Source organism: Parafrankia soli (genome assembly GCF_001854695.1).
In the GTDB taxonomy this organism is placed as follows: Bacteria; Actinomycetota; Actinomycetes; order Frankiales; family Frankiaceae; genus Parafrankia; species Parafrankia soli.
On sequence record NZ_MAXA01000217.1, the window covers coordinates 16,950 to 41,289 of the forward strand.

A 24,340-nucleotide genomic window follows, 5' to 3' on the forward strand; every position below is an offset into this window, starting at 1 on the left:
CTCACATGAGGGGGTGGGTGGGTCAGCGATCCCAGGGTGAGCGTGGCCGGGCCGCCGCCGGTGGTTCGGTGGCCTCCCAGATCCGCCGCCACCGGGCCATCCCGGGCGCGCCCGCCGGTGCCCGCCGGGCCGGCCCGGTTCCCGCCGCCGGCCGCGCCGACGCACCCGACGAAACGGAAGGACCGGTGTCACCGCCCGCACCGGCCCCCGCGGCCGGCGACGCGGTGTCGGGGGAGCGTAGGGACGCCCACCAGCTCGTCGTGTCCTCCACCCCGAGCCGGGTCACCTCCGCCGCCAGCCGTCCGGTGAACGCCCGCACATCCTCGCCGTCACCGGGACGCAGCGGACGACCGAACCGCACCGACACCCGCGGCCGGCCCGGTACCGGCCACGCCCGGCCCCGGGGCATCGCCGCGTACGCACCGCGCAACGCCGCCGGTACCACCGCCACCCCGGCCGTCATCGCCAGATAGCCCGCCCCCAGACGGAACCGGCCCCGCGACCCGTCCGCCGAACGGGTGCCCTCGGGGAACACCACCAGGTTCCACCCGCCGCGCAGCAGCTCCAACGGTGTCGACGACGGCGCCCCACCGCGACGCTCGATCGGCACCGTCCCGAACGCCAACGCCGAGGACAGGCCCCGCCAGGTGCTGTCGAAGAAGTAGTCCGCCGCCGCCGTCACCGCGGTGCGTTCCCGCACCGCCCGCGGCAACGCGCACAGCAGCATCGGCGCATCCAGATGACTGGAATGGTTCGACACGATGATCACCGGGTCGTCGCCGAGGGAACCGAACACCTCCGCGCCGGCGACCGTCGGGGTCAACGCCGCGTGCAGCAGCGGGTTCATCGCCGCTTCCAGGAACACCGTGCGCGCCGCCCGTGCCGGCCCGCCGCGCGCCCACGCCGTCGGGAACTCCCGGGCGCTCACCGGCCGCCGGTGCCCCTGCGCCGAACCCGGGACCAGCGACCGGCCACCCCAGCGGAACCCGTTCGCCAGCTCCCGGACACTCACCCCCGGCCGCGGCGGGCCACCGAACGCCCCGGTGCGGCTCATCGCACGTCCGCGATCGCGTGCGGCGGGGAATGCAGGTAGGTGATCGACGGGTCACGGCCCACCGTGCCCGACACCATCTCCAACGCGTCGGCGAACGTCGACGCCGCCCGGAACCCCATCCGCGCGCACGCCGCCCGATCCCCCCCGACCCACACCACATCCCCCAGATGGTCCATGCCGTGCGCCGCCCAGTACCACATGTAGAACGGGTGGACGCCGTGGTAGGCGTGCGACGTCCGGTACAGGTGCACATACCACGGGTCGGTCGCGTACTGCTTCTCGAACTTCGCCTCGATCGTCGCCGGGTCCGTCGACTCGGCGAGCACCTCGGAGAAGAAGTCCACATAGGACGGATGGTGCAGCTGGGAGAACTCCGGGGTCACCGGATGGTAAAGAATCATCGCGCCCTGGTGACGGACCAGCGGCCGCCCCCGGTACATGTTGAAGAAATACCCCAGACCCATGCACGTCGCCAGGATCGGGTTCATCACCGAGTTCACGTTGTACGGGCCCACATACGGCAGGCCCACCACCAGCACGTCGGACTGCCCGTCGACCTCGACGAGCTGCTGGCGGTGCACACTGGCGATCGTCTGATCGTGGGTGGCTTCGGTCTCCCCGGCGAACACCCCGGTCACCTGGTAGTCGGCGAGCAGATCATGGAAGATCTTCCGCCGTGGCCGGGTCGGCATCGCCGCCAGCCCCCGACTCATCCCGTAGGCCATCGCCTGGTCCTTGACCGACCACTCCCACTCGCGGCGGGTCAGGAAGCTGTACCGGTCGGGGAAACAGGCGTTGTTCAACGTCGTCTCCACGTGGAAGATCTTCAGATGGTCGGCGAGGAACCGGCCCATCCGCCACGCCGACGAATGCATCTCCGACCGGGTGTGGTCCATGAACGACCGCGACCGCAGCATCGTGTGACTGTTGTGATGGTGGCGCAGGCTGTTGTACGACGCCAACCCGATCGGCACCGACTTGTGCCCGCCGTCCATCGCGACCAGGTTCACGTTCACATAGACCAGCAGGTCACTTTCCGCCGCCCGCCGGTTGATCTCCACGTCCTCACCGTGGTCGGTCACCCCGATGTGCAGCAGATTGTCGCGGTCCTCGGCGTCGTGGTTGTACAGGTTGTCCGGCCAGAACGACCGGAACACCCGCTCCCCGACGATGTGCTCGATCTCCGCCGCCGTCATCCGCCGGTGCAACGCGTTCGCCGCGATCAGCTGCACGTCGTCCACACCCGCCGCCGCCGCCAGCGTCAGCACCTGTTCAATGATCCGCTGCCGCACATCCGGACGGCGCATCCGCGGCAACGGGATCGACAGATCGTCGAACGCGATCGTCAACCGCATCCCCGGCCGCAGCAGCACCCGCAACGGCTCACAGTTGAACGGATGCTCCAACGCCGCGGCGATCGCCGCGTCCACGTCCGCCACCCCCGGAAGCGACTCCGGCGGATACACCACCCGGGTACCCAGCGGGAACCGCTCAAGCGTCAGCCCCTCACCCTGGTGCACCAGCAGCGGAGGTGTGCGCTCGTCGACCTCGAGCACGAACCCCGGTCTCACCTGCACGTTCCCCTCGTCCGTGTGCCGCCCCGGCCGGCCCCGGCGCCCCCGCGCCCGCCCGCCCCGCGGCGAGGACCGCCGCGCGGGGAGACAATCCCGTATACCCCGACCGTGCCACTCCCACCGGCGCCCCCACGCCCACCGGACCGCACCGGCGCGGCGCGCGTCGCGCTCACGCCGACGCCGCCGGATCAAAAACGATCTTCACGGCGCCGAGACGCCCCGCGGACAACGCATGGTCCAACGCCTCCCGCCACCGGGCGAGCGGATACACCGCCGACACCACCCCGTCGAGCGGGGCCGTGGCGGCCAGCGCCAACGCCCGCCCGAAATCCGACTCCACCGGCTCCGCCGCTCCTGCCGGTTCGGTACCGGCCCGGCCGGGCCGGGCGCCGCCGGACGACGCGTACGTCCCCACCAGCTCCAACTCCCGGAACCACAGCGGGGTCAGATCCACCGACCCCGCCGGCACCCCCGACAGCACCACCCGGCCACCGGCCCGAGTCACCCGCAGCGCCGTCGACAGCGACGACGCGCTGCCCGCACAGTCGATCGCCACATCCACCCCGCCGAGCAGATACTCCCCACCCAGCTGCGGGGTCAGCCGCAACGCCCGGTTCGCGCGACGCACCCCACCGACCGCGTCGTCGGGGGCGAGCACCTCGTCCGCGCCGAAACGACGCGCCAACTCCACCTGCCGGCGATGCTTGGCGACCATCGTCACATGCTCGGCCTTCGTATAGGCGCGGATGGCCAGCAGCGTCAGCAGGCCCACCGCCCCCGACCCGATGATCAGCACCCGGTCCCCGGAACGCACCCCGCAGCGACCCGCGGTGTGCACAGCGGTCGCCAACGGCTCGACCAGCACCGCCCGGGAGTCGGGCAGCGTGTCGGGCACCGGATGCAACTGGCTGTGATGGGCGACCAGCGCCCGGCTCCACCCGCCGCCGGTGTCCGCGCAGAACCCGGTCTGCAACCCCGGCGCCAGATGCCCCACCGTGATCCGGTCACACCGTGACGTCCGGCCCGCCGCGCAGCCCACGCACAGCTCCAACCCGCGGGCCGCACAGCCCAGCACCGGGTCGATCACCACCCGGGCACCTGCGTCCAACCGGCGCCCGTCGGCGAGCGTCACCGCCTCCTGCAGGTCACCGACGATCTCATGACCGGGAGTGAACGGCATCGACACCAGCGGGGAGAAGTAGAACGAGCTCTGCCCCGTCACCGTCGCCAGATCCGACCCGCAGATCCCCGCCAGCCGTGGCCGCACCGTCACCCACCCCGGCCCCGGCAGACCCGGATCCCCCCGGTCGACCAGCCGCAGCGGCGCCGCGGTCGTCGCCGCCGCCCCCGACAGCCGCGGGAACCGGCCCGACACCACCCGCGCCGCCGCGTACCGCGGCAGCGACCGGTACAATTCCAGACCGCGTGTCACCGGCCCTCACCCCCTTCCACCCGCACAACACCACTCCCACCCGACCCCGACCCTGACAGGCCGCCCGCGGCAACCCGGGCGCGGGCCGCCGCGGCGAACAGGCCCCGCTCGGCGCGGCTGGCGACCATCAACCGCGGCTCACCCGGCGTCGACGGCCACTCCTCGATCGGCCAGCCCGCCCCCCGCGCCACCTTGTGCAACGCCACATCCGGGTTCACCGCCACCGGATTACCCACCGTGCGCAGCATCGGCAGATCCGACAGGCTGTCCGCGTACGCCCACGACGCGGACAGGTCCGCCCCCCGGCGCCGCGCGTAATGATCCACGAACGCCGCCCGAGCATCCCCGACCAGCGGCGACGACAACAACCGTCCCGTGTACCGGCCATCCGCGCCGACTTCCAGGCCGGTCGCGACAATCTCGTCGAACAACGGCGCCAGCGGACGGGTCAGCACATCAACCGCCCCGGTCAGCAGCACAGTGCGATGCCCGGCCGCGCGATGCTCCCGCACGCGGCGCACCGCCGCCGGTTTCACCCGCCGCAACACCACATCGGCGGCGACCTCGTCGACGACCCGGGCCAGCTCCACCGGGTCGGCGCCGGCGTACCGGCCGTACACCGAACGAATCAGATGCCCCCGGTCACGGCGCTCGGCACGCAGATACCCCGGCAGTGCCCGCGCCAGCGACACCAGCTCCCGGGCCCGTTCCCCGACGTCGCCGTCAGCCAGCCGCAGCCACAGATACGACTCGACCACCGTCGAGGACACCAACGTCCCGTCCAGGTCGAACACGGCCAGCACCCCCTCACCGGCGGTGAGGTTGCGGGCCATCCGCCGCGCCGGGGCGGCATCCCGCGGCCGGCGCAGCACCTGCGTCACCGCCGGGCAGTGCACGTCCTGCAGGTAGTGCCGCCAGTCGAAACACGCCGGATCGAACCCGAAATCGACCTGGTCGGCCGGGTCCATCGCCGCGTGCAGCGCCGCGGTGGCGTCATCGACGTAGACCAGCTCGGCCTTCGTGTACGCCCGGTACACATCGGAGTAACGGCGTAGGAACGCCACCCGCCCCTCGGTACGTTCCAGGTCGACGGCCAGCCGGCGGACCCGCTCCGAACGCGGCGCGTGCGCCAACGCCCGGTTCGCCCACTCCACCGCCTTCTCCCCGCGGCGCAGCTTCGCCTCCACCGCCACCGCCCCGGCGAACGGCCACTCGGGAACCCCGATATGCCCGCGGCCCCGCCGCGGCAGCGGATCGGCCAGGAAATAGCCCCGCACATAGTCGTAGAGGTCACGGAACAGCAGCGGGTTCCGGAACCCCGAACACACCGTGTAGTAGGCCGGGCGCTCCGGCGGCGGGGGGCTCGCCGCCGCCGCCGCCAGCAGCGCGTTGACGACCAGATCCACCGGGATGATGTCAACGACGGCATCCGGGGACGCCGGGAAGTCCGGCAGCTCCCCGCGGCCGAACGCCAGGATCAGCGGCTCGGCCATCTTGAACCCCTCGATCCACCCCGGGAACGGCTTCGCCAGCGCGCTCTCGATGATCGACGGGCGGACGATCGTCAACGGCAGATCGCCGTGGGAGTCCTCCAGATACCGCTCACCCAACGCCTTGGTGAACGTGTACGCGTCCGTCCAGCCCAGCACCTGCGCACGTTCGGAGCCCGCGGCGACCAACCGCGCCGCCACCCACGCCCGCCGCGCCGCCTCCGCCTGCGCCGACACCGTCTGCGCGCCGGCCCGCACATGCTCGGCCTCCGCCTGCTCACGGAACCGCGCCGAGTTCTCCGGCGAACGCGACGCGTCCTCCGCGGCCTGGCGGGCCCGCGCGGCCGACGCCTGCTCCGCCGCCCAGTCCACCTCATGGGCCAGCCGGCCCTCGGCGATGTGCCCCGAACGCAACCCGGCGACATAGGCGGTCGACACGTGCACCAGATGCGGACGGGCCCCGGCGGCGCGCACCGCGCGCAGCAGCTCCTGCACCCCGCCCAGGTTCGTCGCGAACCCCTCATCGATCGCCGGGTCGAACGACACCTCCCCAGCGCAGTGGATCACCACGTCCAGGTCGGCGGGCAGCTCACCCATACTGGCCAGGTCACCCTCGATGACCCGCACCTGCGCCGCCAGCCGCGCCGCCAGCCCCTCACGGCCCAACCGTTCCCGCAGCCCGGCGAACGCCGGCTTACGGGTCATCCGCTCCAACCGGGCCATCCCCGAATGGCTGCCCCGGGGCCGCACGAGCGCCACGACCTGAGTGTCCGGGAACTCCGAGAGCAGCCTCTCCAACAGCGCCTCACCGACGAACCCGGTCACCCCGGTCACGAACACACGCCTGCCCGCGAGCCGCTCGCGCAGCCCCACCGGTCACCTCCGCACTCGCCGCAGCCCCACCGGCGTCCCCGACGGACGCCCGGTGCGCAACAGTAGGCGACACCGGACCGTCCACGAACGAACCCGTCGGTCACCTGCGTGTACACGCACGCTGCCAGATCAGGGGCAACCTACCGTCACCGCCGGTCCGACCACGCCGCCGGCCCGCGCCGACCCGCCCCGAACCCGCCCCCGTGACCGTACGCGGCACCCCCCGCGCCCCCCGGAAATACCCGTCCCCCAAAGTCAGGGGCCCTCGGCGAGGGTGGCCAACGCCATGGTCAGCCGGTCCACCGACCCGCCCAGCCCGTACCGGCCCGCCAGCGCCGCCAGCGCCGCCTCATCCACCGGCCGGACGGGCAGCACGTCGGCGACCGGGCCCAGCGGCACATCGCGGACCACCCCGACCACGGTGACCGCGGCGTCCACATAGTCACGGGCCGCGGTCAGCCGGCGGCGCGCCCCGGCCGGGAACCCGTCCTCACCCCCGGCGTCCAACGCGGTGAGAATCGCCCGCAGCGACCCGAAACGACCCAGCAGCGCCGCCGCCGTCTTCGCGCCGATCCCCGCCACCCCCGGCAGACCGTCACTGGGATCACCACGCAGCACCGCGAAATCGGCATAGGCCCGGCCCGGGATCCCGTAGCGGGCACTGATCGACGCCTCGTCGACCACCGCGAACCGTTCCACCGCGTACCGCACCACCACGCCGGTGTCGTCACACACCAGCTGGAACAGATCCCGGTCCCCGGTCAGGATGTCCACCGGCCCGCCACCGGGCCGGCCGCTGTGCCGGGTCGCCAGCGTGCCGATCACGTCGTCGGCCTCGAAGCCGGCAGCCTCCACCCGGGCGATCCCGAACGCGTCGAGCACCGCGTCGATCACCGGTAGCTGCGCCGCCAACTCGTCCGGCACCTCCTCCTCCACCCCACCCGCCCCGGCCGCGGGGCCGGGGGTGGCGTCGGCGACCCGGTGCGCCTTGTACGAGCCGATCAGCGCCACCCGGAACGCCGGCCGCCAGTCGGCGTCGAAACAGCACACCAGCCGCCGCGGCCGCACCTCGACGATCTGCCGGGCCAGCACGTCCAGCAGACCCCGCACCGCGTTCACCGCCATCCCGTCAGGGGCCCGCACCGACCGGGGCACCCCGTGAAAAGCCCGGAAATACAACGACGGGGTGTCCGCGAGCAGCAGCCGATCCACACCCCCACCACCCCCCACCCGCGGCGCGACGCCAGAGGAATCACCGTGAAAGTTGGTCACGTTGTCAGACTGGCATGTGCTGCCGACAGATCATCTCGACCCCGGCCAACCCAACCCTGACAACAGCCACCGCCACCCCACCGGATGGCACCGGACACCCACCCCCACCCGACACCGGGCACGCAGCCAGGCTGCGTAGCGGCAGCAGCCGTCCACCGTCCGTGTCGACCGGTCCCGAACCCGCACCCGCACCCGCACCGAAAAGTCCCGCCGGGACCAGACATCGCCGTCCGCGCCCCCTCCACCGCCGCGATCTGCGTAACCTCCGGATCGTGCTGGAGGACCTAGACCGTCAGATCGTGCAGCTGCTGTGCCGCGACGGCCGGATGAGCTTCACCGACCTCGGTCGCTCCACCGGCCTGTCGGTGTCCGCCGTACACCAGCGGGTCCGGCGCCTGGAGCAGCGCGGCGTCATCACCTCCTACGTCGCGCTCGTCGACCCCTCCCAGGTCGGGCTGGCCCTCACCGCCTTCGTCTCCATCAAGGAGATCGACCCCAGCCAGCCCGACGACGCCCCCGACCGGCTCACCCACCTGCCCGCCATCGAGGCCTGCTACAGCGTCGCGGGGGAGGAGAGCTACCTGCTCAAGGTCCGCGTCGCCGACCCCGCCGCCCTCGAAAGCCTCCTGCAGGAGATCCGCGCCGCCGCGAACGTGTCGACCCGCACCATGGTCGTGCTCTCCACCCCCTACGAAAACCGCCCACCCAACCTGTGAACCCACCCGCACCCCCACCGGCCATCGGCCCGGTGCCGCGCACACCGCCCACCGCGGACCACAGGTGAGCGCCACCCACCCGGCACAGTAGGGACCGTGAGCCCCCACCACCTGCCGGCAGCCCGACGCGTCCTCTACCACCACGGACACGTCCACAGCCCCACCCACCGGCACGCCACCGCCCTGCTCACCGACGGCCCCACCATCACCTGGATCGGCACCGACGACCAGCCCGACGCCAGCGGCCCGCCACCAGCCGGCCCGGTCGACCACACCGTCGACCTGCGCGGCGCCACCCTCACCCCCGCCTTCGTCGACGCCCACCTGCACACCACCGCCACCGGGCTCGCCCTCGACGGCGTCGACCTCACCGACAGCCCGTCCCTGCGCCACACCCTCGACCAGCTCACCCGCGCCGCCCACCACCGGCCCGGCCAGCCACTGCTCGGCACCGGCTGGGACGAAACCCGCTGGCCCGAACAGCGACCCCCCACCAGCGGCGAACTCGCCCGCGCCGCCGGGCCCGTCGACGTCTACCTCGCCCGCGCCGACGGCCACACCGCCGTCATCTCCCCGCACCTGGCCACCCGCAGCGGCGCCCACCACGCCACCGGCTGGCTCGGCGACGGCCTGTGCCGCGACGACGCCCACCACCTCGCCCGCACCGCCGCCTACCACGACCTGCCCCCCACCACCCGCCGCGCCGCCGCCCGCCGCGTCCGCGCCCACGCCGCCACCCTCGGCATCGCCGCCCTGCACGAGATGGCCGGCCCGCAGGTCTCCTCCGCCGACGACCTCGCCGCCCTGCTCACCCTCGCCCGCGACGAACCCGGCCCCACCATCACCGGCTACTGGGCCGGTGAACTCACCGTCGCCACCGCCCTGAACACCGAACCCGGCCTGGGCCCCGTCGGCTACGGCGGCGACCTGTTCGTCGACGGCTCCCTGGGCTCGCACACCGCCGCGCTACGCAGCCCCTACACCGACCAGCCCACCCACCGCGGGCAGCTGCACCGCGACGCCGACGACGTCCGCGACACCGTCCTCGACGCGGTCGCCGCCGGCCTGCAGACCGGCTTCCACGCCATCGGCGACGCCGCCCTCGACACCGTCCTCGACGGGGTGCGCGCCGCCGCCGCCCGTGTCGGCACCGCCACGATCAACGCCGGCACCCACCGGGTCGAACACGCCGAGCTGCTGCACCCCGAACAGATCACCGCCATGGCGCGCCTCGGGCTCGTCGCCTCCGTGCAGCCCGCGTTCGACGCCCGCTACGGCGGCCCCGACGGCCTGTACACCCGCCGGCTCGGCGCCGACCGTGCCAGCGCGATGAACCCGTTCGCCGCGCTGCACCGCGCCGGGGTCGTACTCGCCCTGTCCTCCGACAGTCCCGTCACCCCCCTCGACCCGTGGGGAGCGGTACACGCCGCGGCCACCCATCACACCCCGTCCGCGCGGATCAGCGGGGCCGCGGCGTTCACCGCCGCCACCCGCGGCGGCTGGCTGGCCGCCCGCGCCGGCGCCGGCGGTGCTGGACGGATCACCGTCGGCGCGCCCGCGACCTTCGCGATCTGGGAGACCCCCCACCCGCCGCGGCCCGCCGGGCCGCCGGCCGCCCAGCCCGCCGGGCCACTGGATGTTCTCCTTGACCAGCTTGACCGCACCGGCAGCGCGCCACGCTGCCTGCGCACCGTGCTGCGCGGACAGACCCTGCACGACCTGCTCTGAGCCCGCCTGCTGGACCAGCCGCGGGTCAGGTCACCGCAGCGCGGTGGGGGCTGGTGTGGGCCGGTCGGGATCCGGACCGTCCTTCGAACCGGAGCCGCCACGCTACCCGCCACGACACCGTTGTCTAACGGACGGTCCGGAACCCCACCGGCCCCGCTACCGCACCCGACCCCGCCGGATCGGTCGGGTACCCAGGGCCGAGCACCGCGCGATTCGACCACACCCCGCACAGACTGGGAAGCGCACCGGACCGCACCCGAAAACCCCCGGTAGTCCCAATGTGGTCCCACTCCGGGGGTGTGGAGTGACCCGCCGCACCCGACACCCCACCCGCCCAGCTCACACCCCCGCCACCACCACCCACACCCCACCCGGCCATCCACACCCACCCAGCCCGGCGTGGTCGACACCGCCCCCGTAACCGACACTGGACCGGTGACCGACGCGCCCGCCACACCCGCCCTCGAGCCCGGCCCGCTCGACCCCGCCCCGGCGGGCGCACCCCCCACACCCCCACACCCCACCGGCCGCGCCCTACCGCGCCGCCTCACCCGCCTCACCCGGCCCGCCCTGGCCGTCCTCGCCGGCGCCCTGCTCTACCTCGCCTTCCCCCCGGTCGGCCTGTGGCCGCTGGCACCGGTCGCCCTGACCGTTCTCACCCTGACCGTCCGCGGGCGGCGTCTACGAGCCTCCTACGGGCTGGGAATGCTGTTCTCCCTCGCGTTCCTGCTACCCCTGCTGCGCTTCGTCTCCTTCGTCGGCGCCGACGGCTGGATCGTGCTGTCCACCGCCGAGGCCGCCCTCCTCGCCCTCGTAGCACCCGCCACCACCCTCGTTCAGCGGCTACCCGCACCGTGGCTGTGGACGGGCGCCATCTGGGTCGCCCAGGAGGCGCTACGGGGCCGTGCGCCCTTCGGGGGCTTCCCCTGGGGGCGGATCGCGTTCAGCCAGCCGAACAGCCCCTACACCGCCCTCGCGGCGCTCGGCGGCGCGCCTCTGGTCACCTTCGCCGTCGCCACCACCGCCGCGCTGCTCGCCACAGCCCTCACCCACGCCACCACCGCCCGTGCCACGGGTACAGGAGCCGCCGCACGGGCCACCGGCGGCACGGCGACCCGCATCCGGCCACTACTGGCCACTCTCACCGGTGCTCTCACGCTCACCCTCGCCGGCCTCGCCGTTCCCCTGCCCACCACCGCCCAGCACGGCACCCTCAACGTCGCCGCCGTCCAGGGCAACGTCCCCGAAGCCGGCGGCCTGGGCGCCCTCGGCGAGGCCTTCCAGGTCACCGACAACCACGTCACCGGCACCGAGAACCTCGCCGCCGCCGTCCGCGCCGGCCGCACCCCCCAACCCGACCTCGTCCTGTGGCCGGAGAACTCCTCCGACATCGACCCCCTCACCAACCCCACCGCCCACGCCGCCCTCACCCACGCCGCCACCGTCGCCGGCGCACCACTACTCGTCGGCGCCGTCCTCGACGGCCCCGGCCCCCGCCACGTCCGCAACGCCGGCCTCATCTGGACCACCGACGGCCCCACCGGCGCCATGTACGTCAAACGCCACCCCGTCCCCTTCGCCGAATACCTCCCCGGCCGCGCCCTGCTCGAAAAACTCATCAGCCGCTTCGCCGACGAGATGCCCAACGACTTCCTCGCCGGCACCAGCACCGGCGCCCTACCCGTCGCCGGCACCGTCATCGGCGACGTCATCTGCTTCGAAGTCGCCTACGACGGCCTCGTCCGCGACAACGTCAACCACGGCGCCGAACTCCTCGTCATCCAAACCAACAACGCCTCCTTCGGCCGCAAAGGCGAAAGCCAACAACAACTCGCCATGAGCCGCCTGCGCGCCGTCGAACACGGCCGCGCCACCATCCAGGTCTCCACCAGCGGTCAGAGCGCCCTCATCACCCCCGACGGCACCATCCTCACCCAGACCGGGCTCTACGAAGCCGGCGTACTGTCCGCACAACTCCCACTACGCACCACCCACACCCTCGCCACCCGCCTCGGTATCGTCCCGGAGGCGGTGCTCACCGCCCTCGGCGCACTCGCCATGATTGCTGGACTGACCCACCCCCGGCGCACCCGCCACCACCCCGGCGACAACGACCCGACCAGCACCACCCACCAACCCACCCCGACATCCACCGACCGGACCGGCGACGACCACCAGCACCCGGGGGAAACGCACCAACCCGCCGCCGGCACCGACCAGAAGAGGAGAGGCGTGGAAGCCACCCGCGTCGTCGTCTGCGTCCCGACCTACAACGAACGGGAGAACCTGCCGGACACCACGCGCCGGCTACGCCAGGCGAACCCCGCGGTCCACCTGCTCGTTATCGACGACGCAAGCCCCGACGGCACCGGGAAAATCGCCGACGAGCTCGCCGACGACGACGACCACATCCACGTCCTGCACCGGCCCGGCAAATCCGGCCTCGGCTCCGCCTACATCGCCGGCTTCACCTGGGCCCTGCAACACGGCTACGACATCATCGTCGAAATGGACGCCGACGGCTCCCACCAGCCCGAACAGCTACCCCGCCTACTCGACGCCCTCACCGACGCCGACCTGGCCATCGGCTCCCGCTGGGTCCCCGGCGGCACCGTCCACAACTGGCCCCGCAGCCGGCTCGTCCTCTCCCGCGGCGCCAACGCCTACGTCCGCGCCGCCCTCGGGGTGCCCCTCCACGACGCCACCGCCGGGTTCCGCGCCTACCGCGCCGACGTCCTGCGCGCCCGCGACCTCGACCAGGTCGCCTCCCAGGGCTACTGCTTCCAGGTCGACCTCGCCTGGCGCGCCTGGCAGGCCGGGTTCCGCGTCGTCGAAGTCCCCATCGACTTCGTCGAACGCGAACGCGGCGCGTCGAAGATGAGCCGCGCGATCGTCGCCGAAGGATTCTGGCGCGTCGGCTGGTGGGCCCTGACCTCCCTGCGCCGCGGCCCCGCCAGCACCAGCCAGCGCACCGGCGCGGGCGCGGCGATCCCCACCCCCGCCCGGCCCACCGACCCCACCACGGACAGCCTCACCACCCCGACCGCCACCGGACCCGACACCGTCGACGCCGGCCGGCCCTGAAACGTCGATGTGGGGTGGCAGCGCACGCTGCCACCCCACATCGACGTTTCCGACCTACCCGCGCCTCACCGGCACCGCGAACCGGCAGACCCGGGACCGTTCACACCCTCAGGCGGACCGCCTGTCCGCACCCGTGCCCCGCAGCACCGCCAGCCTCTCGGCCAGCACCTCCTCCAGATCGTCGGTCGTCCGACGCTCCATCAACATGTCCCAGTGCGTACGCGGYGGCTTGCTCTTCTTCGGCTCCGGCCGCTCACCGTCCACGATCACCGACGCCGCCCCACACACGCGACACTCCCRCGCCGAAGGCACCTCGGCCTCGGCCGCGAAGGGCATGGTGAACTGGTGACCGTTCGGGCAGTCGTACGACGCTGTCTGCCGCGGGGCAAGCTCCGTGCTGCGGTCAGTCTCGTAGGACACTGCACCGAGACGGCTGCCCCGCAGAATGCGCTCGCCCATATGACTCCTCAGAGCGTCGTGGCGTGTGGACCTCAACCGAGTCCAACGTACGGACAAGCGAAGTCGTTCCCACCCCGGAAGGCCAGGTAACGAGATCGCAATCACACTGTGTGCTCCACCGACTGCAAAGGATACACGGCGCGTGACGAACCGGGCTCCGATCCTGCTGAACGGCCTCACCCGCACCACCGTCGGGCTCACCGCCCTGACCAGACCCGTCCGAATCATCCGCGCCACCGGCGTCGACCGCGTCACCGCCGAGAAGATCGCCTGGCTCGCCCGCCTCGCCGGCATCCGCGACCTCGCCCTGGGCGCCGGACTCCTCCACGCCCAGCTCACCGGCGCGCCCACCCGCGGATGGCTGTTCGCCGGCCTGCTCGCCGACGCCGCCGACGCCGCGGTCTTCACCCACGCCACCACCCGCCGCCAGCTCCCACCCGCCGCCGGCACCGCCATGGCCGCCGCCGCCACGGGGGGAGTCGCCCTCGCCGCCACCACCCTCACCCGCCACCACCCCACAAACACCCGAACTGGCACCGCGGCACCAGTCGCATGACAGAACAAACCGGCCGCCCGCCGCGTTGACCACCACGGGACCACCACACAGCACACAGACAGGAACACCCGACCCGCGCACAACACCACACCCGCCAGCCAGCCAAAACCGGCACACCCACACACCCGCCGGCCACCCCGCACCACCCCACGCCAGGAAGGACATCCCATGACCGACCAGCCGACCACCGACGAGAAGGTCGTCCGCAGCGACACCGAATGGCGCCAGCTCCTCGACCCCCAGCGCTACGCCATCCTGCGCCAGGCCGCCACCGAAGCCCCCTTCAGCGGCGCCTACACCTACGACAAGACCAGCGGCACCTACCGCTGCGGCGCCTGCGGCGCCCCCCTGTTCACCTCCGACACCAAATACGACTCCGGCTCCGGATGGCCCAGCTTCTACCAGCCCGTCACCGCCGACGCCGTCACCCTCATCACCGACCGCAGCCACGGCATGACCCGCACCGAGGTCCGCTGCGCCCGCTGCGACTCCCACCTCGGCCACGTCTTCGACGACGGCCCCGCCCCCACCGGCCAGCGGTACTGCATGAACAGCCTCGCCCTCGACCTCGACAACACCGACGCCAGCTGAAACACCACGCCAGCTGACCAACCCGACCAGGCCGACCACACCTCATCCCGCACCGGCTGCCGGACACCACCCCGGCAGCCCGCAACCCCACACGAACCACGAACCACACCGGGCCTGGCACTGGCACCCCCACCCCGACATGGCACCATCCCGCAGGTGAGCAGCAGTCCCGCCGCGACACAGCGCCTCCGAGACCTCGCCCGCCTCCGCCGCGTCCGCGACCGCATCGACCGCGAGTACGCCCAACCCCTCGACGTCGAGGCGCTCGCCCGCGGCGCACACATGTCCGCCGGACACCTCAGCCGCGAGTTCCGCCTCGCCTACGGCGAATCGCCCTACGCCTACCTGATGACCCGGCGCATCGAACGCGCGATGGCCCTACTACGCCGCGGCGACCTCACCGTCACCGAAGTCTGCTTCGCCGTCGGCTGCTCTTCCCTGGGCACCTTCAGCAGCCGCTTCACCGAACTCGTCGGCATGCCCCCCAGCGCCTACCGCCACCACGCCGCCGCAGCCACCGCCGGCATGCCCTCCTGCATCGCCAAACAGATCACCAGACCGGTCAGGAATCGAGAAGCGCGCTCACCCAGCCGCACCTAGCGTGACCGCCATGGACATCACCATCCACACCAGCTTCCTCCCGCACGACGACCCCGACGCCTCCCTGGCCTTCTACCGCGACACCCTCGGCTTCGAAGTCCGCAACGACGTCGGCTACAACGGCATGCGCTGGATCACCGTCGGACCCCCCACCCAGCCCGACACCTGCATCGTCCTCGAACCACCCGCCGCCTACCCCGGCATCACCGACGACGAGCACCGCACCATCACCGAGATGATGGCCAAGGGCAACTACGCCCACGTCATCCTCGCCACCGCCGACCTCGACGACACCTTCACCAAGGTCCAGGCCAGCGGCGCCGAAGTCGTCCAGGAACCCACCGAACAGCCCTACGGCGTCCGCGACTGCGCCTTCCGCGACCCCGCCGGCAACCTCGTCCGGATCAACGAACACCGCTGAACCAGCCGGCGAACCCGGCCAGGACCCGACACCCGGACAGCCGCCACGCGGCAACCCCCGCGCCCGACACCGGTGGCGACCTGGTGGTCGCCACCGGCTGGCCAGCACGATGGAGACACCATGAGCAACGCCACGAGGACGGACCCGCAGCCGCCCGCGCCCCACCTCGCCGACAGCCACGACCTCATCCGCGTCCACGGCGCCCGCGTGAACAACCTCAAAGACCTCAGCGTCGAACTCCCCAAACGCCGACTCACCGTGTTCACCGGCGTCTCCGGCTCAGGCAAAAGCTCCCTGGTCTTCGGCACCATCGCCGCGGAATCCCAGCGACTGATCAACGAAACCTACAGCGCCTTCGTCCAAGGCTTCATGCCCACCCTTGCACGACCCGAAGTCGACGTTCTCGACGGACTCACCACCGCGATCATCGTCGACCAGCAGCGACTCGGCGCCGACCCCCGCTCCACCGTCGGCACCGCCACCGACGCCAACGCCATGCTGCGCATCCTGTTCAGCCGGCTGGGACGTCCACACATCGGCTCACCCAACGCCTTCTCCTTCAACGTCCCCACCGTCCGGGCAAGCGGCGCGATCACCACCGAACGCGGAACCAGCAAAACCGAACGAAAGACCTTCACCCGCACCGGCGGCATGTGCCCCCGCTGCGAAGGCCGCGGCGCCGTCTCCGGCTTCGACCTCACCGCCCTCTACGACGACAGCAAATCTCTCAACGAAGGCGCCCTCACCATCCCCGGCTACAGCGCCGACGGCTGGTACGGCCGCATCTTCGGCGGCTCCGGCTTCCTCGACCCCGACAAACCCATCCGCCGATACACCAAGACCGAACTCCACGACCTGCTCTACAAAGAACCCACAAAAATCAAGGTCGACAACGTCAACCTCACCTACGAAGGCCTCATCCCGAAAATCCAGAAATCGATCCTGTCCAAAGACCGTGAAGCGATGCAGCCACACATCCGCGCCTTCGTCGACCGGGCCGTCACCTTCACCACCTGCCCCGACTGCGGCGGCACCCGGCTCAGCGAAGCCGCCCGCTCCTCCCGCATCGCCGGCACCAACATCGCCGACGCCTGCGCCATGCAGATCAGCGACCTCGCCCACTGGGTCCGCGACCTCGACGAACCATCCGTCGCACCCCTGCTCACCGCGCTGCACCACACCCTCGACTCCTTCGTCGAGATCGGCCTGGGCTACCTCTCCCTCGACCGGCCCTCCGGCACCCTCTCCGGCGGCGAGGCGCAGCGCGTCAAAATGATCCGCCACCTCGGCTCCTCACTCACCGACACCACCTACGTCTTCGACGAACCCACCGTCGGCCTGCACCCCCACGACATCCAGCGCATGAACAACCTGCTGCTGCGACTGCGGGACAAGGGCAACACCGTGCTCGTCGTCGAACACAAGCCGGAAACAATCGCCATCGCCGACCACGTCGTCGACCTCGGACCCGGCGCCGGCACCGCCGGCGGCACCGTCTGCTACGAAGGCACCCTCGCCGGGCTACGAACCAGCGGCACCCTCACCGGTCGCCACCTCGACGACCGCGCCACCCTCAAACCGACCGTGCGCACCCCCACCGGCCAGCTCCCGATCCGCGGCGCGACCACCCACAACCTGCACGACGTCAACGTCGACATCCCCCTCGGCGTACTCGTCGTCGTCACCGGCGTCGCCGGCTCCGGCAAAAGCTCCCTCATCCACGGATCGATCCCCGCCGGCGCGGACGTCGTCTCGATCGACCAGACCGCCATCCGCGGCTCACGACGCAGCAACCCCGCCACCTACACCGGACTGCTCGACCCGATCCGCAAGGCATTCGCGAAAGCCAACGGTGTCAAGCCCGCACTGTTCAGCGCCAACTCCGAAGGCGCCTGCCCCGCCTGCAACGGCGCCGGCGTCATCTACACCGACCTGGCGATGATGGCCGGCGTCGCCAGCACCTGCGAAGAATGCGACGGCAAACGGTTCGAAGCCTCCGTGCTCAACCACCACCTCGGCGGCCGCGACATCAGCGAAGTCCTCGCCATGTCCGTCACCGACGCCCAGGAGTTCTTCGGCACCGGCGAGGCACGCACACCCGCCGCACACGCCATCCTCAACCGGCTCGCCGACGTCGGACTCGGCTACCTCACCATCGGCCAGCCGCTCACCACCCTCTCCGGCGGCGAACGGCAACGACTCAAACTCGCCACCCACATGGCCGACAGGGGCGGCACCTACATCCTCGACGAACCCACCACCGGCCTGCACCTCGCCGACGTCGAACAACTCCTCGGCCTGCTCGACCGGCTCGTCGACTCCGGCAAGTCCGTCATCGTCATCGAACACCACCAGGCCGTCATGGCCCACGCCGACTGGATCATCGACCTCGGCCCCGGCGCCGGCCACGACGGCGGCCGGATCGTCTTCGAAGGCACACCCACCGACCTCGTCGCCGCCCGCTCCACCCTCACCGGCGAACACCTCGCCACCTACATCGGCACCTGACCAAACACCGCCCAGCAGGCGGGGCCCCGGCGGCACATAGAGGTCGAACGGGGCCGAACACCCCTCCCGAAACCGCGCCGATAATGCACATTATGTTAAGTAGGCCCGCGTCCGACCGGGAGGCCCGCCCATGGCCATGGGCGAAGGTCCGCGGCGGCCTTCGTCCAGCGCGAGGCGCGAGGCAGCCCCAGAGGGACACGGCGAAGGTGATCATGGCGACACCCGAAGCCTGTTTCATGATCGAAAACTCCTCTCAACCGAAGGTTTTCCGTTGAGGAGGAAGGCTTTTGATCAATTGTGCATTTGGTTGTCTTCTTGATCGTTTGTGCAGGGCCCGCACGTCAACACCGTTGACTATCTTGAGGGTCTGGCGGGACGTGGGGCGAACCGGTGGCGGCCACCCTCACCGCGGTCAACTACTCCGGGATGCGGCGCGTGGCCTGGGCGTCGGCCGCGCCGCTCACCGACGCCGTGCGTGCCGCCGGCGTGCCGGGTCTGGCTCCGGTGGTGCGGGCCGGGGCCGCCGTCACCGCGCTCGTGCTCACCACGGACCCGCGCGGCGCGATCGGGTTCTCCTCGTTCGGGGTGCTGCTGTACTACGCGGTCGCCAACGCCGCGGCGTGGACCCTCTCCCCGACCGAAGGCCGTCCGGTGCGCGCCGTTCCGGTCGTCGGACTGCTCGGCTGCCTGCTGCTGGCCTTCAGCCTGCCCGGGACGTCCGTGCTCGGCGGGTCCGCGGTACTCGCCGCGGCGGCCGTGGTGTACGCCGCCCGTCACGCGGGCGGGCACCCGGCGCGGCAGTGAGCGGGGATGACGCGGCTATCAAGATCATCCTTGACGGGCGGGCACGTCAACAGCGTTGACCACGCTGTGGGTTCCACTACGATCAGGTGTCGTGACGGCACCGGACGAGGATGAGGACGCGCCCCGGTCGGGCGCATCGACTCCCCCGCAGCGCACGCCTCGGGGCACCCTGTCGAGGGAGGTGCTGCTCGACGCGGCGATGGAGATCGTGCGCATCGGCGGGGCCGACGCCTTCAGCATGCGTGCTCTCGGTGCCCGCCTCGAGGTCGACCCGACCGCCGTCTACCGCCACTTCCGCACCAAGAACGAGCTGCTGGACGTCCTCGCCGACATCCTGATCGCCGGCGACGAGCCGCTGCCGTCGACCGGGGACGCGCGGGCCGACCTGCGGGCGAGCCTGCACCAGCTACGGCGGTCGCTGCTGCGCCACCCGACGATGGCGGGGGTGATCCTGCGCCGCCCGCCGGGCGGGCGGGCGTACTGGGAGCGGGCCAACCACGCGCTCGGCCTGCTGCGCGGGATGGGCCTGAGCCCCGAGCAGGCGACGTCCGCTTACCAGACGCTGCTGTTCTACAGCCTGGGCCATGTGTTGTCCGAGGCGCGCACGCTGGCCGCCGCGGTCGCGCGGGACCGGCGTCCCAGCGCGCCGACGGCGACGTTCAACCCGCCGGCGCACCAGCTGCCCGACCTGGCGGCGGCGGTGCCGTTCCTGCGGGCCGACACGGCCGCGCAGTTCGACGACGGCCTCGACCTGATCATGGGGTCGCTGCCAGGGTGAGCGTCGGTGGACCGGTCGCCGTCGGCGGAGGGGTAAACCTCACAATCCCGTCCGGGACGGGCGCGCGCCGGGCCTGCCCCGTCCAGGGCGCCGATCCACTTGCTACGGTGCACTCCGACCAGCCCCGCGCCCAGCCGTCCCCGCTCCGCCGCATCCGCGGCACGGATGCGGACGGTCCCGGGTCGGGTGGGGACGGGTGACGCCGCGGCGTGGCCGTGGTCCCCGGCCACGGCCGGCCGTCCACGCGGGAGCGTGACGGCACACAGGGGTTCCGGCGTGGCGAGCTGGCCGGCACAGGTCCGGACGGGCACGGATCCGGACAACGGATCGAGGCGGGAGTCGAAAGCGATGGCTGACGAGACGCTCGACGGGTTCCTCGAGGCGCTCGCCTCGGCGGCTCCCGCGCCCGGCGGTGGCGCCGCGGCGGCGGTGCAGGTGGCGCTGGGCGCGGCCCTGGTGAGCATGGTCACCAACCTGACCATCGGCAAGCCGCGGTACGCCGAGCACGAACCGGTGATGCTCGCCGCCCGCGCCGAGGCGGACCGGCTGCGCGGCGAGGCGCTGGCGCTGGCCGACGCGGACGCGGTGGCGTTCACCGCCGTCACCGACGCCTACCGGCTGCCCAAGGAGACCGCCGAGGAGAAGGCGGCACGCAGCGCCGCGATCCAGCGGGCGCTGGTCGGGGCGGCCGACGTGCCGCTGCGCACCGCGGCGGCGGCCGCCGAGGTGGTCGGGCTGTGCCAGCGCATCCTCGACGGCGCGAACGTCAACGTCCTGTCGGACGTGGCCGTCGCCGCCGCCAGCGCGCGGGCGGCCCTCGACTCGGCGGCGATCAACGTGCGGGTGAACCTGGCGTCGATGAGCGACGCCGCCACCCGCGACGCGACCGCCGCCGAGCTGGACAAGTACCTGTCGTCAGTGACCGGCGCGGACGTCGTCATGCGCGCCGTGGGAGATCGGATCGGGTCATGAGATTGCTGGATGGGCGGTCGATGGCCGCTGACATAGGACGCTCGGTCGTCGACGACGTCGAACGGCTCGCCGCCACCGGGGTCACTCCGACCCTGGCGGTCGTGCTGCCGACGGCGGACGAGGCGGCCCGGTCGTACGTGCGGGTGATCGAGCGCGGCGCCGCCAAGGTCGGGGTGGGCTGCGCCGTCCACGAGCTGACCGGGGACCCGGACGAGCTGACCGCCACCGTGGACCGGCTCGCCGCCGACCCGGCGGTGCACGGGATGATCGTGCAGACGCCGCTGCCGGACGGGCTGACCGCCGCCGACGTGGGTGCCCGCATCCCCGTGGGCAAGGACGTCGACGGCATGAACCCGCTGAGCCTGGGCCGGCTCGCCCTCGGCCTGCCCGCGTTCGCGCCGGCGACCGCGGCGGCCGTGCTGGAGATCCTCAACCGGGCCGCGGTGCCGCTGGCCGGCGCCCGGGCGTGTGTGATCGGCCGCAGCTCGGTGGTGGGCAAGCCGGCGGCGCTGCTGCTGCTCGCCGAGGACGCGACGGTGACGGTGTGCCATTCGCGGACGAAGGACCTGGCGACGGTGGCGCACGACGCCGACATCGTCGTGGCCGCGGTCGGCCGGCCGAAGATGGTCGGTGCCGGGCATGTCCGGCCCGGGGCGGTCGTCATCGACGTCGGCACGAACTGGACGGACGTCGGCCTGGTCGGTGACGTCGACGCCGACGCGGTGGCCCCGGTCGCGGGCGCGCTGACCCCGGTTCCCGGCGGGGTGGGGCCGGTGACGACGATGCTGCTGCTGCGCAACACGGTGCGCGCGGCCGGCGGCTGAGCACGTAGACGGGTGAGCAGGTAGCCGCGGGAGTTCGGAAGCTGTTCGGAAGTGTGGGGAGTTCAGCGGGCGGGGCGCGGTGGCGCGCCGCCCGCTGCGGCCGTTCCGGCGGTGCGCACGCGGTTGCGGCCTTCGCGTTTCGCCTGGTAGAGCGCCGCGTCGGCGCGCTCGAGCAGGTCGGTCAGGATGGCGAGGTCGTCGGTGGCCGGCGCCGCGGCGCGCGGACCGGGGAACGCCGGTTCCGCGGCGGTGCCGGGCGCGCCGCGACGGGCCGCGTCGGTCCCGTCCGCCGGGCCGGCCGGGCTTGCCTGGTGGGTGAGCGGGTCGGGGCGGGCGGGGCTGGTGCAGGCGACGCCGACCGACACCGTGACGGTCACCTCGGCGCGACCGAGGCGGGTGCTGGCCCCCGCGACCTGGTGGCGGACGCGTTCGGCGACGGCCGCCGCCGCGTCGAGGTCGACCTCGGCGAGCAGCACGACGAACTCCTCCCCACCGAACCGGCCGACGAGGTCCTGCGGCCGGGTGGCCAGGCGCAGCGCGTCGGCGACGGCGAGCAGCACCGCGTCACCGTTGAGATGCCCGTGCCGGTCGTTGACCTGTTTGAAGTGGTCGACGTCCACGAGCAGCACCGACAGTGGACGTCCCAGCCGGCGGGTCCGGGCGGTCTCGCGCTGGGCGACCTGCCGCCAGTAGGCCATGGTCGCCAGCCGGGTCTTGGGGTCGGTGCGGGCCGCGGTGAGCAGCTCGGCGTGGGCCAGCCCGCGGCGCAGCAGCAGGACGAGCGGGGCGGCGACGACGAGCAGCAGCGGGCTGGCCGCCCACAGGACGGCGAGGATCAGCGCGGCGCCGGTCTCCACCGCGACCGCGACCGCCTGCTCCCGCCCGCCGGACCAGTGACCGGGACGCAGCAGCCGGTCGACGAGCACGTAGACGCCGACCGCCGCGATCAGCGCGGCGAAGGTGTGCGACGAGCCGGCGAGCCGCTCCGCGGACCGCGGGTCCGTCGTGGGTGCGATCAGGTGGTGGACGGCGGCCGCGGCGGCGCCGGCGAKACCGAGCGCGGCGGTGTCGTGCAGCCGGATGCGCGCCGGCGGCGGGGAGCCGCCCCGGCCCGCCGGCCGGCCGAGCCGCCCCGCTCCCCCGGTCGCCAGCCAGAGCGGGACGTGCGCGAGCAGCGCGTACAGCGGGGGCAGCAGCAGCGCGACCGGCAGCGTCCAGGTCGAGGTCATGGGAGGGCCGCTGTCCTGGGGGGCGGCGGTGGCGCCTTCGGCACGTTGCCCGGCGCCGGCCGCGACGGGGCTGGTGAGCAGCACCCCGGTGACGACGGCCAGCGCGGTGAAGGCGGCGAAGGTCGCGAGCTCGGCGGGCCGTGGCGGGGAGCGGTCGGCGGCGGCGTTCGCGACGAGGACGACGGCGGCGAACAGGAACAGCGCCTCGACCGCGAGGATGCCGATCAGCTCGGCGGGCGGCCGCGGCAGGCCCGCGGTGCCGCCGGGCCGCCGCCACCGCGGCGGGCGCAGGCTCCCGCGCGGTGGCGGTGGCATGGGCAGGCGGGGCAGGAACCGGGGGCGGGCGCGCGGGCGCGGCTCGTTGCGGGAGCGGCGCCCGGCGCCGCCACGGCCGGGGGTGCGGCCGGGGGTGTTGTCAGGTCCGGGCAGGGCGGAGGCCGGGCAGGTGGCGTCCCGTAGGAACAGCGAGGCACCATGGCCCGCGGAGGTGCCGTGACCCGGATCGGCGCGGGGGACGCCCGTCATCTCCGGGAACGGGGTGTCGCGGGGCACCGCGGCGGAGGCGATGGCTGTGGGCGGGCCCGCGGGGAGGCTGGGTAGGGCGGGGAAGGGGTGGACCAGGCCCTGGCGGGCCGCCCATCCGCGCGGCCCGGTCGTGGTCGGGGCCACCCGCCCGAAGGCGGGCATCGGCAGCGGCTCGGCCCGTGCGGGCGCGACCCGGGCCGGAGCGGGACGCGTCGGGATCGGGGCTGGAGCCGGGTGGGTGGCGGGAAGCTCGGCGGGGCGTCGGGTCCCGTCCGGAGACGTCCCGATCACCGCGACGAGCCCGGCCGGGCGGCGGGCCGCCGCCCGGCGGACCGCGCGCACCACCGCCCCGAGCCCGGGGGGGACGTGCCCGCGCCCGGGTCGCCATGGCGCCTGTCGTAACGGCATCCGCACGTGGCCCTTCTCGTTCACCGCCGGTGCTGGTGACGCACGCGGCGCCCACCTCGCGGTATCCAGGTCTGTCGGGGCATCCGTTCACGAACCGGGGCGACCCGTGCCCGGCGCCGGCCGGGGGCGGGACCGCCCTCGGTGGGACCGGCGCCGCCGGCGACCACAGCCGCCAGCTGCTACACACAGTGAAGCCCCGTGAACGAAGGGTATGAAGGCTCTTCGGGCATCCGCAACTAGTTCGTGGATGTCGGACATGCAGTACCGGCATCCGCACCAGCGGTCGACGCACCCCCCGGGGGTGTGCTCCCCCGACCTTCGCGCTTCTGACCTGCATCATCAGGCGGCGCACCGGCTCGGACGGCCGGGTCTCAGGCGCCGGAACGGCCGCCCGCACGGCACGGGAAGACCACAGGCGACCCACCTGATGGGGTGGGTCGCC

Annotated in this window: 19 protein-coding genes; 12 read left to right on the forward strand and 7 right to left on the reverse strand. The window is 72.9% G+C overall.

The window, feature by feature from the left end; translation table 11 throughout:
- Positions 1 to 22: 22 nt before the first annotated feature.
- The 5 genes from BBK14_RS18745 to BBK14_RS18765 form a co-directional block, all read right to left on the reverse strand.
- Positions 23 to 1,054 (reverse strand): lysophospholipid acyltransferase family protein, encoded by a 1,032-nt coding sequence (locus BBK14_RS18745; RefSeq protein WP_071064312.1) that lies wholly within the window; start codon positions 1,052 to 1,054, stop codon positions 23 to 25.
- Positions 1,051 to 2,631, reverse strand: coding sequence for an NPN-dependent hydroxyacid isomerase, LarAH14/15/16 family (gene larAH / locus BBK14_RS18750; RefSeq protein WP_071064314.1), 1,581 nt, complete (start codon positions 2,629 to 2,631; stop codon positions 1,051 to 1,053). Before larAH ends, BBK14_RS18745 begins: the two co-directional genes overlap by 4 nt.
- A 166-nt stretch (positions 2,632 to 2,797) precedes the next feature.
- Positions 2,798 to 4,060, reverse strand: a complete 1,263-nt coding sequence (locus BBK14_RS18755; RefSeq protein ID WP_071064316.1) for a zinc-dependent alcohol dehydrogenase — start codon at positions 4,058 to 4,060, stop codon at positions 2,798 to 2,800.
- On the reverse strand, positions 4,057 to 6,423 hold the full coding sequence (locus BBK14_RS18760; RefSeq protein ID WP_071064318.1) for an HAD-IB family hydrolase: 2,367 nt from the start codon (positions 6,421 to 6,423) through the stop codon (positions 4,057 to 4,059). Before BBK14_RS18760 ends, BBK14_RS18755 begins: the two co-directional genes overlap by 4 nt.
- A 255-nt stretch (positions 6,424 to 6,678) precedes the next feature.
- Positions 6,679 to 7,635, reverse strand: a complete 957-nt coding sequence (locus tag BBK14_RS18765) for a 5'-3' exonuclease (protein WP_071064320.1) — start codon at positions 7,633 to 7,635, stop codon at positions 6,679 to 6,681.
- Between the two features lie 332 nt (positions 7,636 to 7,967).
- On the opposite strand from BBK14_RS18765, the gene BBK14_RS18770 reads away from it, so the two are divergent.
- The 3 genes from BBK14_RS18770 (at position 7,968) to lnt (ending at position 13,223) form a co-directional block, all read left to right on the forward strand.
- Positions 7,968 to 8,411, forward strand: coding sequence for an Lrp/AsnC family transcriptional regulator (locus BBK14_RS18770; protein WP_071064322.1), 444 nt, complete (start codon positions 7,968 to 7,970; stop codon positions 8,409 to 8,411).
- A gap of 96 nt (positions 8,412 to 8,507) precedes the next feature.
- On the forward strand, positions 8,508 to 10,139 hold the full coding sequence (locus BBK14_RS18775; protein ID WP_071064324.1) for an amidohydrolase: 1,632 nt from the start codon (positions 8,508 to 8,510) through the stop codon (positions 10,137 to 10,139).
- Positions 10,140 to 10,574: 435 nt separating this feature from the next.
- Positions 10,575 to 13,223: an apolipoprotein N-acyltransferase gene (gene lnt / locus BBK14_RS18780; RefSeq protein ID WP_420849175.1), complete on the forward strand. Its 2,649-nt coding sequence runs from the start codon at positions 10,575 to 10,577 to the stop codon at positions 13,221 to 13,223.
- A gap of 108 nt (positions 13,224 to 13,331) precedes the next feature.
- On the opposite strand, the gene BBK14_RS18785 is transcribed toward lnt, so the two are convergent.
- A complete protein-coding gene (locus BBK14_RS18785; RefSeq protein WP_071064327.1) occupies positions 13,332 to 13,682 on the reverse strand; it encodes an RNA polymerase-binding protein RbpA in 351 nt (116 codons plus the stop codon).
- Between the two features lie 142 nt (positions 13,683 to 13,824).
- Here BBK14_RS18785 and BBK14_RS18790 point away from each other — a divergent pair, with 142 nt between their 5' ends.
- The 9 genes from BBK14_RS18790 to BBK14_RS18830 all read left to right on the forward strand — a co-directional run bounded on the left by BBK14_RS18790 (position 13,825) and on the right by BBK14_RS18830 (position 21,736).
- Entirely contained in the window at positions 13,825 to 14,238 is a 414-nt protein-coding gene (locus BBK14_RS18790) for a hypothetical protein (protein WP_071064329.1), read from the forward strand.
- A 168-nt stretch (positions 14,239 to 14,406) separates the two neighbouring features.
- Positions 14,407 to 14,829, forward strand: a complete 423-nt coding sequence (gene msrB, locus BBK14_RS18795) for a peptide-methionine (R)-S-oxide reductase MsrB (RefSeq protein ID WP_071064332.1) — start codon at positions 14,407 to 14,409, stop codon at positions 14,827 to 14,829.
- 156 nt (positions 14,830 to 14,985) lie between these two features.
- Positions 14,986 to 15,429, forward strand: coding sequence for a helix-turn-helix transcriptional regulator (locus tag BBK14_RS18800; RefSeq protein WP_020461695.1), 444 nt, complete (start codon positions 14,986 to 14,988; stop codon positions 15,427 to 15,429).
- A 10-nt stretch (positions 15,430 to 15,439) separates the two neighbouring features.
- Positions 15,440 to 15,850 (forward strand): VOC family protein, encoded by a 411-nt coding sequence (locus BBK14_RS18805; RefSeq protein WP_071064389.1) that lies wholly within the window; start codon positions 15,440 to 15,442, stop codon positions 15,848 to 15,850.
- Between the two features lie 120 nt (positions 15,851 to 15,970).
- Positions 15,971 to 18,358, forward strand: coding sequence for an ATP-binding cassette domain-containing protein (locus BBK14_RS18810; RefSeq protein ID WP_071064334.1), 2,388 nt, complete (start codon positions 15,971 to 15,973; stop codon positions 18,356 to 18,358).
- A 390-nt stretch (positions 18,359 to 18,748) separates the two neighbouring features.
- Positions 18,749 to 19,162 carry a hypothetical protein gene (locus BBK14_RS18815; RefSeq protein ID WP_071064336.1) on the forward strand — a complete coding sequence of 138 codons (414 nt, stop codon included), beginning with the start codon at positions 18,749 to 18,751 and terminating at the stop codon, positions 19,160 to 19,162.
- A 91-nt stretch (positions 19,163 to 19,253) separates the two neighbouring features.
- A complete protein-coding gene (locus BBK14_RS18820; protein ID WP_071064339.1) occupies positions 19,254 to 19,940 on the forward strand; it encodes a TetR/AcrR family transcriptional regulator C-terminal domain-containing protein in 687 nt (228 codons plus the stop codon).
- Between the two features lie 348 nt (positions 19,941 to 20,288).
- Complete coding sequence (locus BBK14_RS18825) at positions 20,289 to 20,912, forward strand: cyclodeaminase/cyclohydrolase family protein (RefSeq protein WP_071064341.1); 624 nt, start codon at positions 20,289 to 20,291, stop codon at positions 20,910 to 20,912.
- On the forward strand, positions 20,909 to 21,736 hold the full coding sequence (locus BBK14_RS18830; protein ID WP_071064344.1) for a bifunctional 5,10-methylenetetrahydrofolate dehydrogenase/5,10-methenyltetrahydrofolate cyclohydrolase: 828 nt from the start codon (positions 20,909 to 20,911) through the stop codon (positions 21,734 to 21,736). Before BBK14_RS18825 ends, BBK14_RS18830 begins: the two co-directional genes overlap by 4 nt.
- Before the next feature lie 62 nt (positions 21,737 to 21,798).
- On the opposite strand, the gene BBK14_RS18835 is transcribed toward BBK14_RS18830, so the two are convergent.
- A complete protein-coding gene (locus BBK14_RS18835) occupies positions 21,799 to 23,898 on the reverse strand; it encodes a GGDEF domain-containing protein (protein WP_071064391.1) in 2,100 nt (699 codons plus the stop codon).
- Positions 23,899 to 24,340 lie beyond the last annotated feature (442 nt).

Excerpts from the sequence above, each read along its gene's own strand:
- msrB (WP_071064332.1), top strand. The coding sequence starts at position 14,407 with ATGACCGACCAGCCGACCACCGACGAGAAGGTCGTCCGCAGCGACACC.
- BBK14_RS18810 (WP_071064334.1), top strand. The coding sequence starts at position 15,971 with ATGAGCAACGCCACGAGGACGGACCCGCAGCCGCCCGCGCCCCACCTC.
- BBK14_RS18805 (WP_071064389.1), top strand. The coding sequence starts at position 15,440 with ATGGACATCACCATCCACACCAGCTTCCTCCCGCACGACGACCCCGAC.
- BBK14_RS18745 (WP_071064312.1), bottom strand. The coding sequence starts at position 1,054 with ATGAGCCGCACCGGGGCGTTCGGTGGCCCGCCGCGGCCGGGGGTGAGT.
- BBK14_RS18830 (WP_071064344.1), top strand. The coding sequence starts at position 20,909 with ATGAGATTGCTGGATGGGCGGTCGATGGCCGCTGACATAGGACGCTCG.
- BBK14_RS18825 (WP_071064341.1), top strand. The coding sequence starts at position 20,289 with ATGGCTGACGAGACGCTCGACGGGTTCCTCGAGGCGCTCGCCTCGGCG.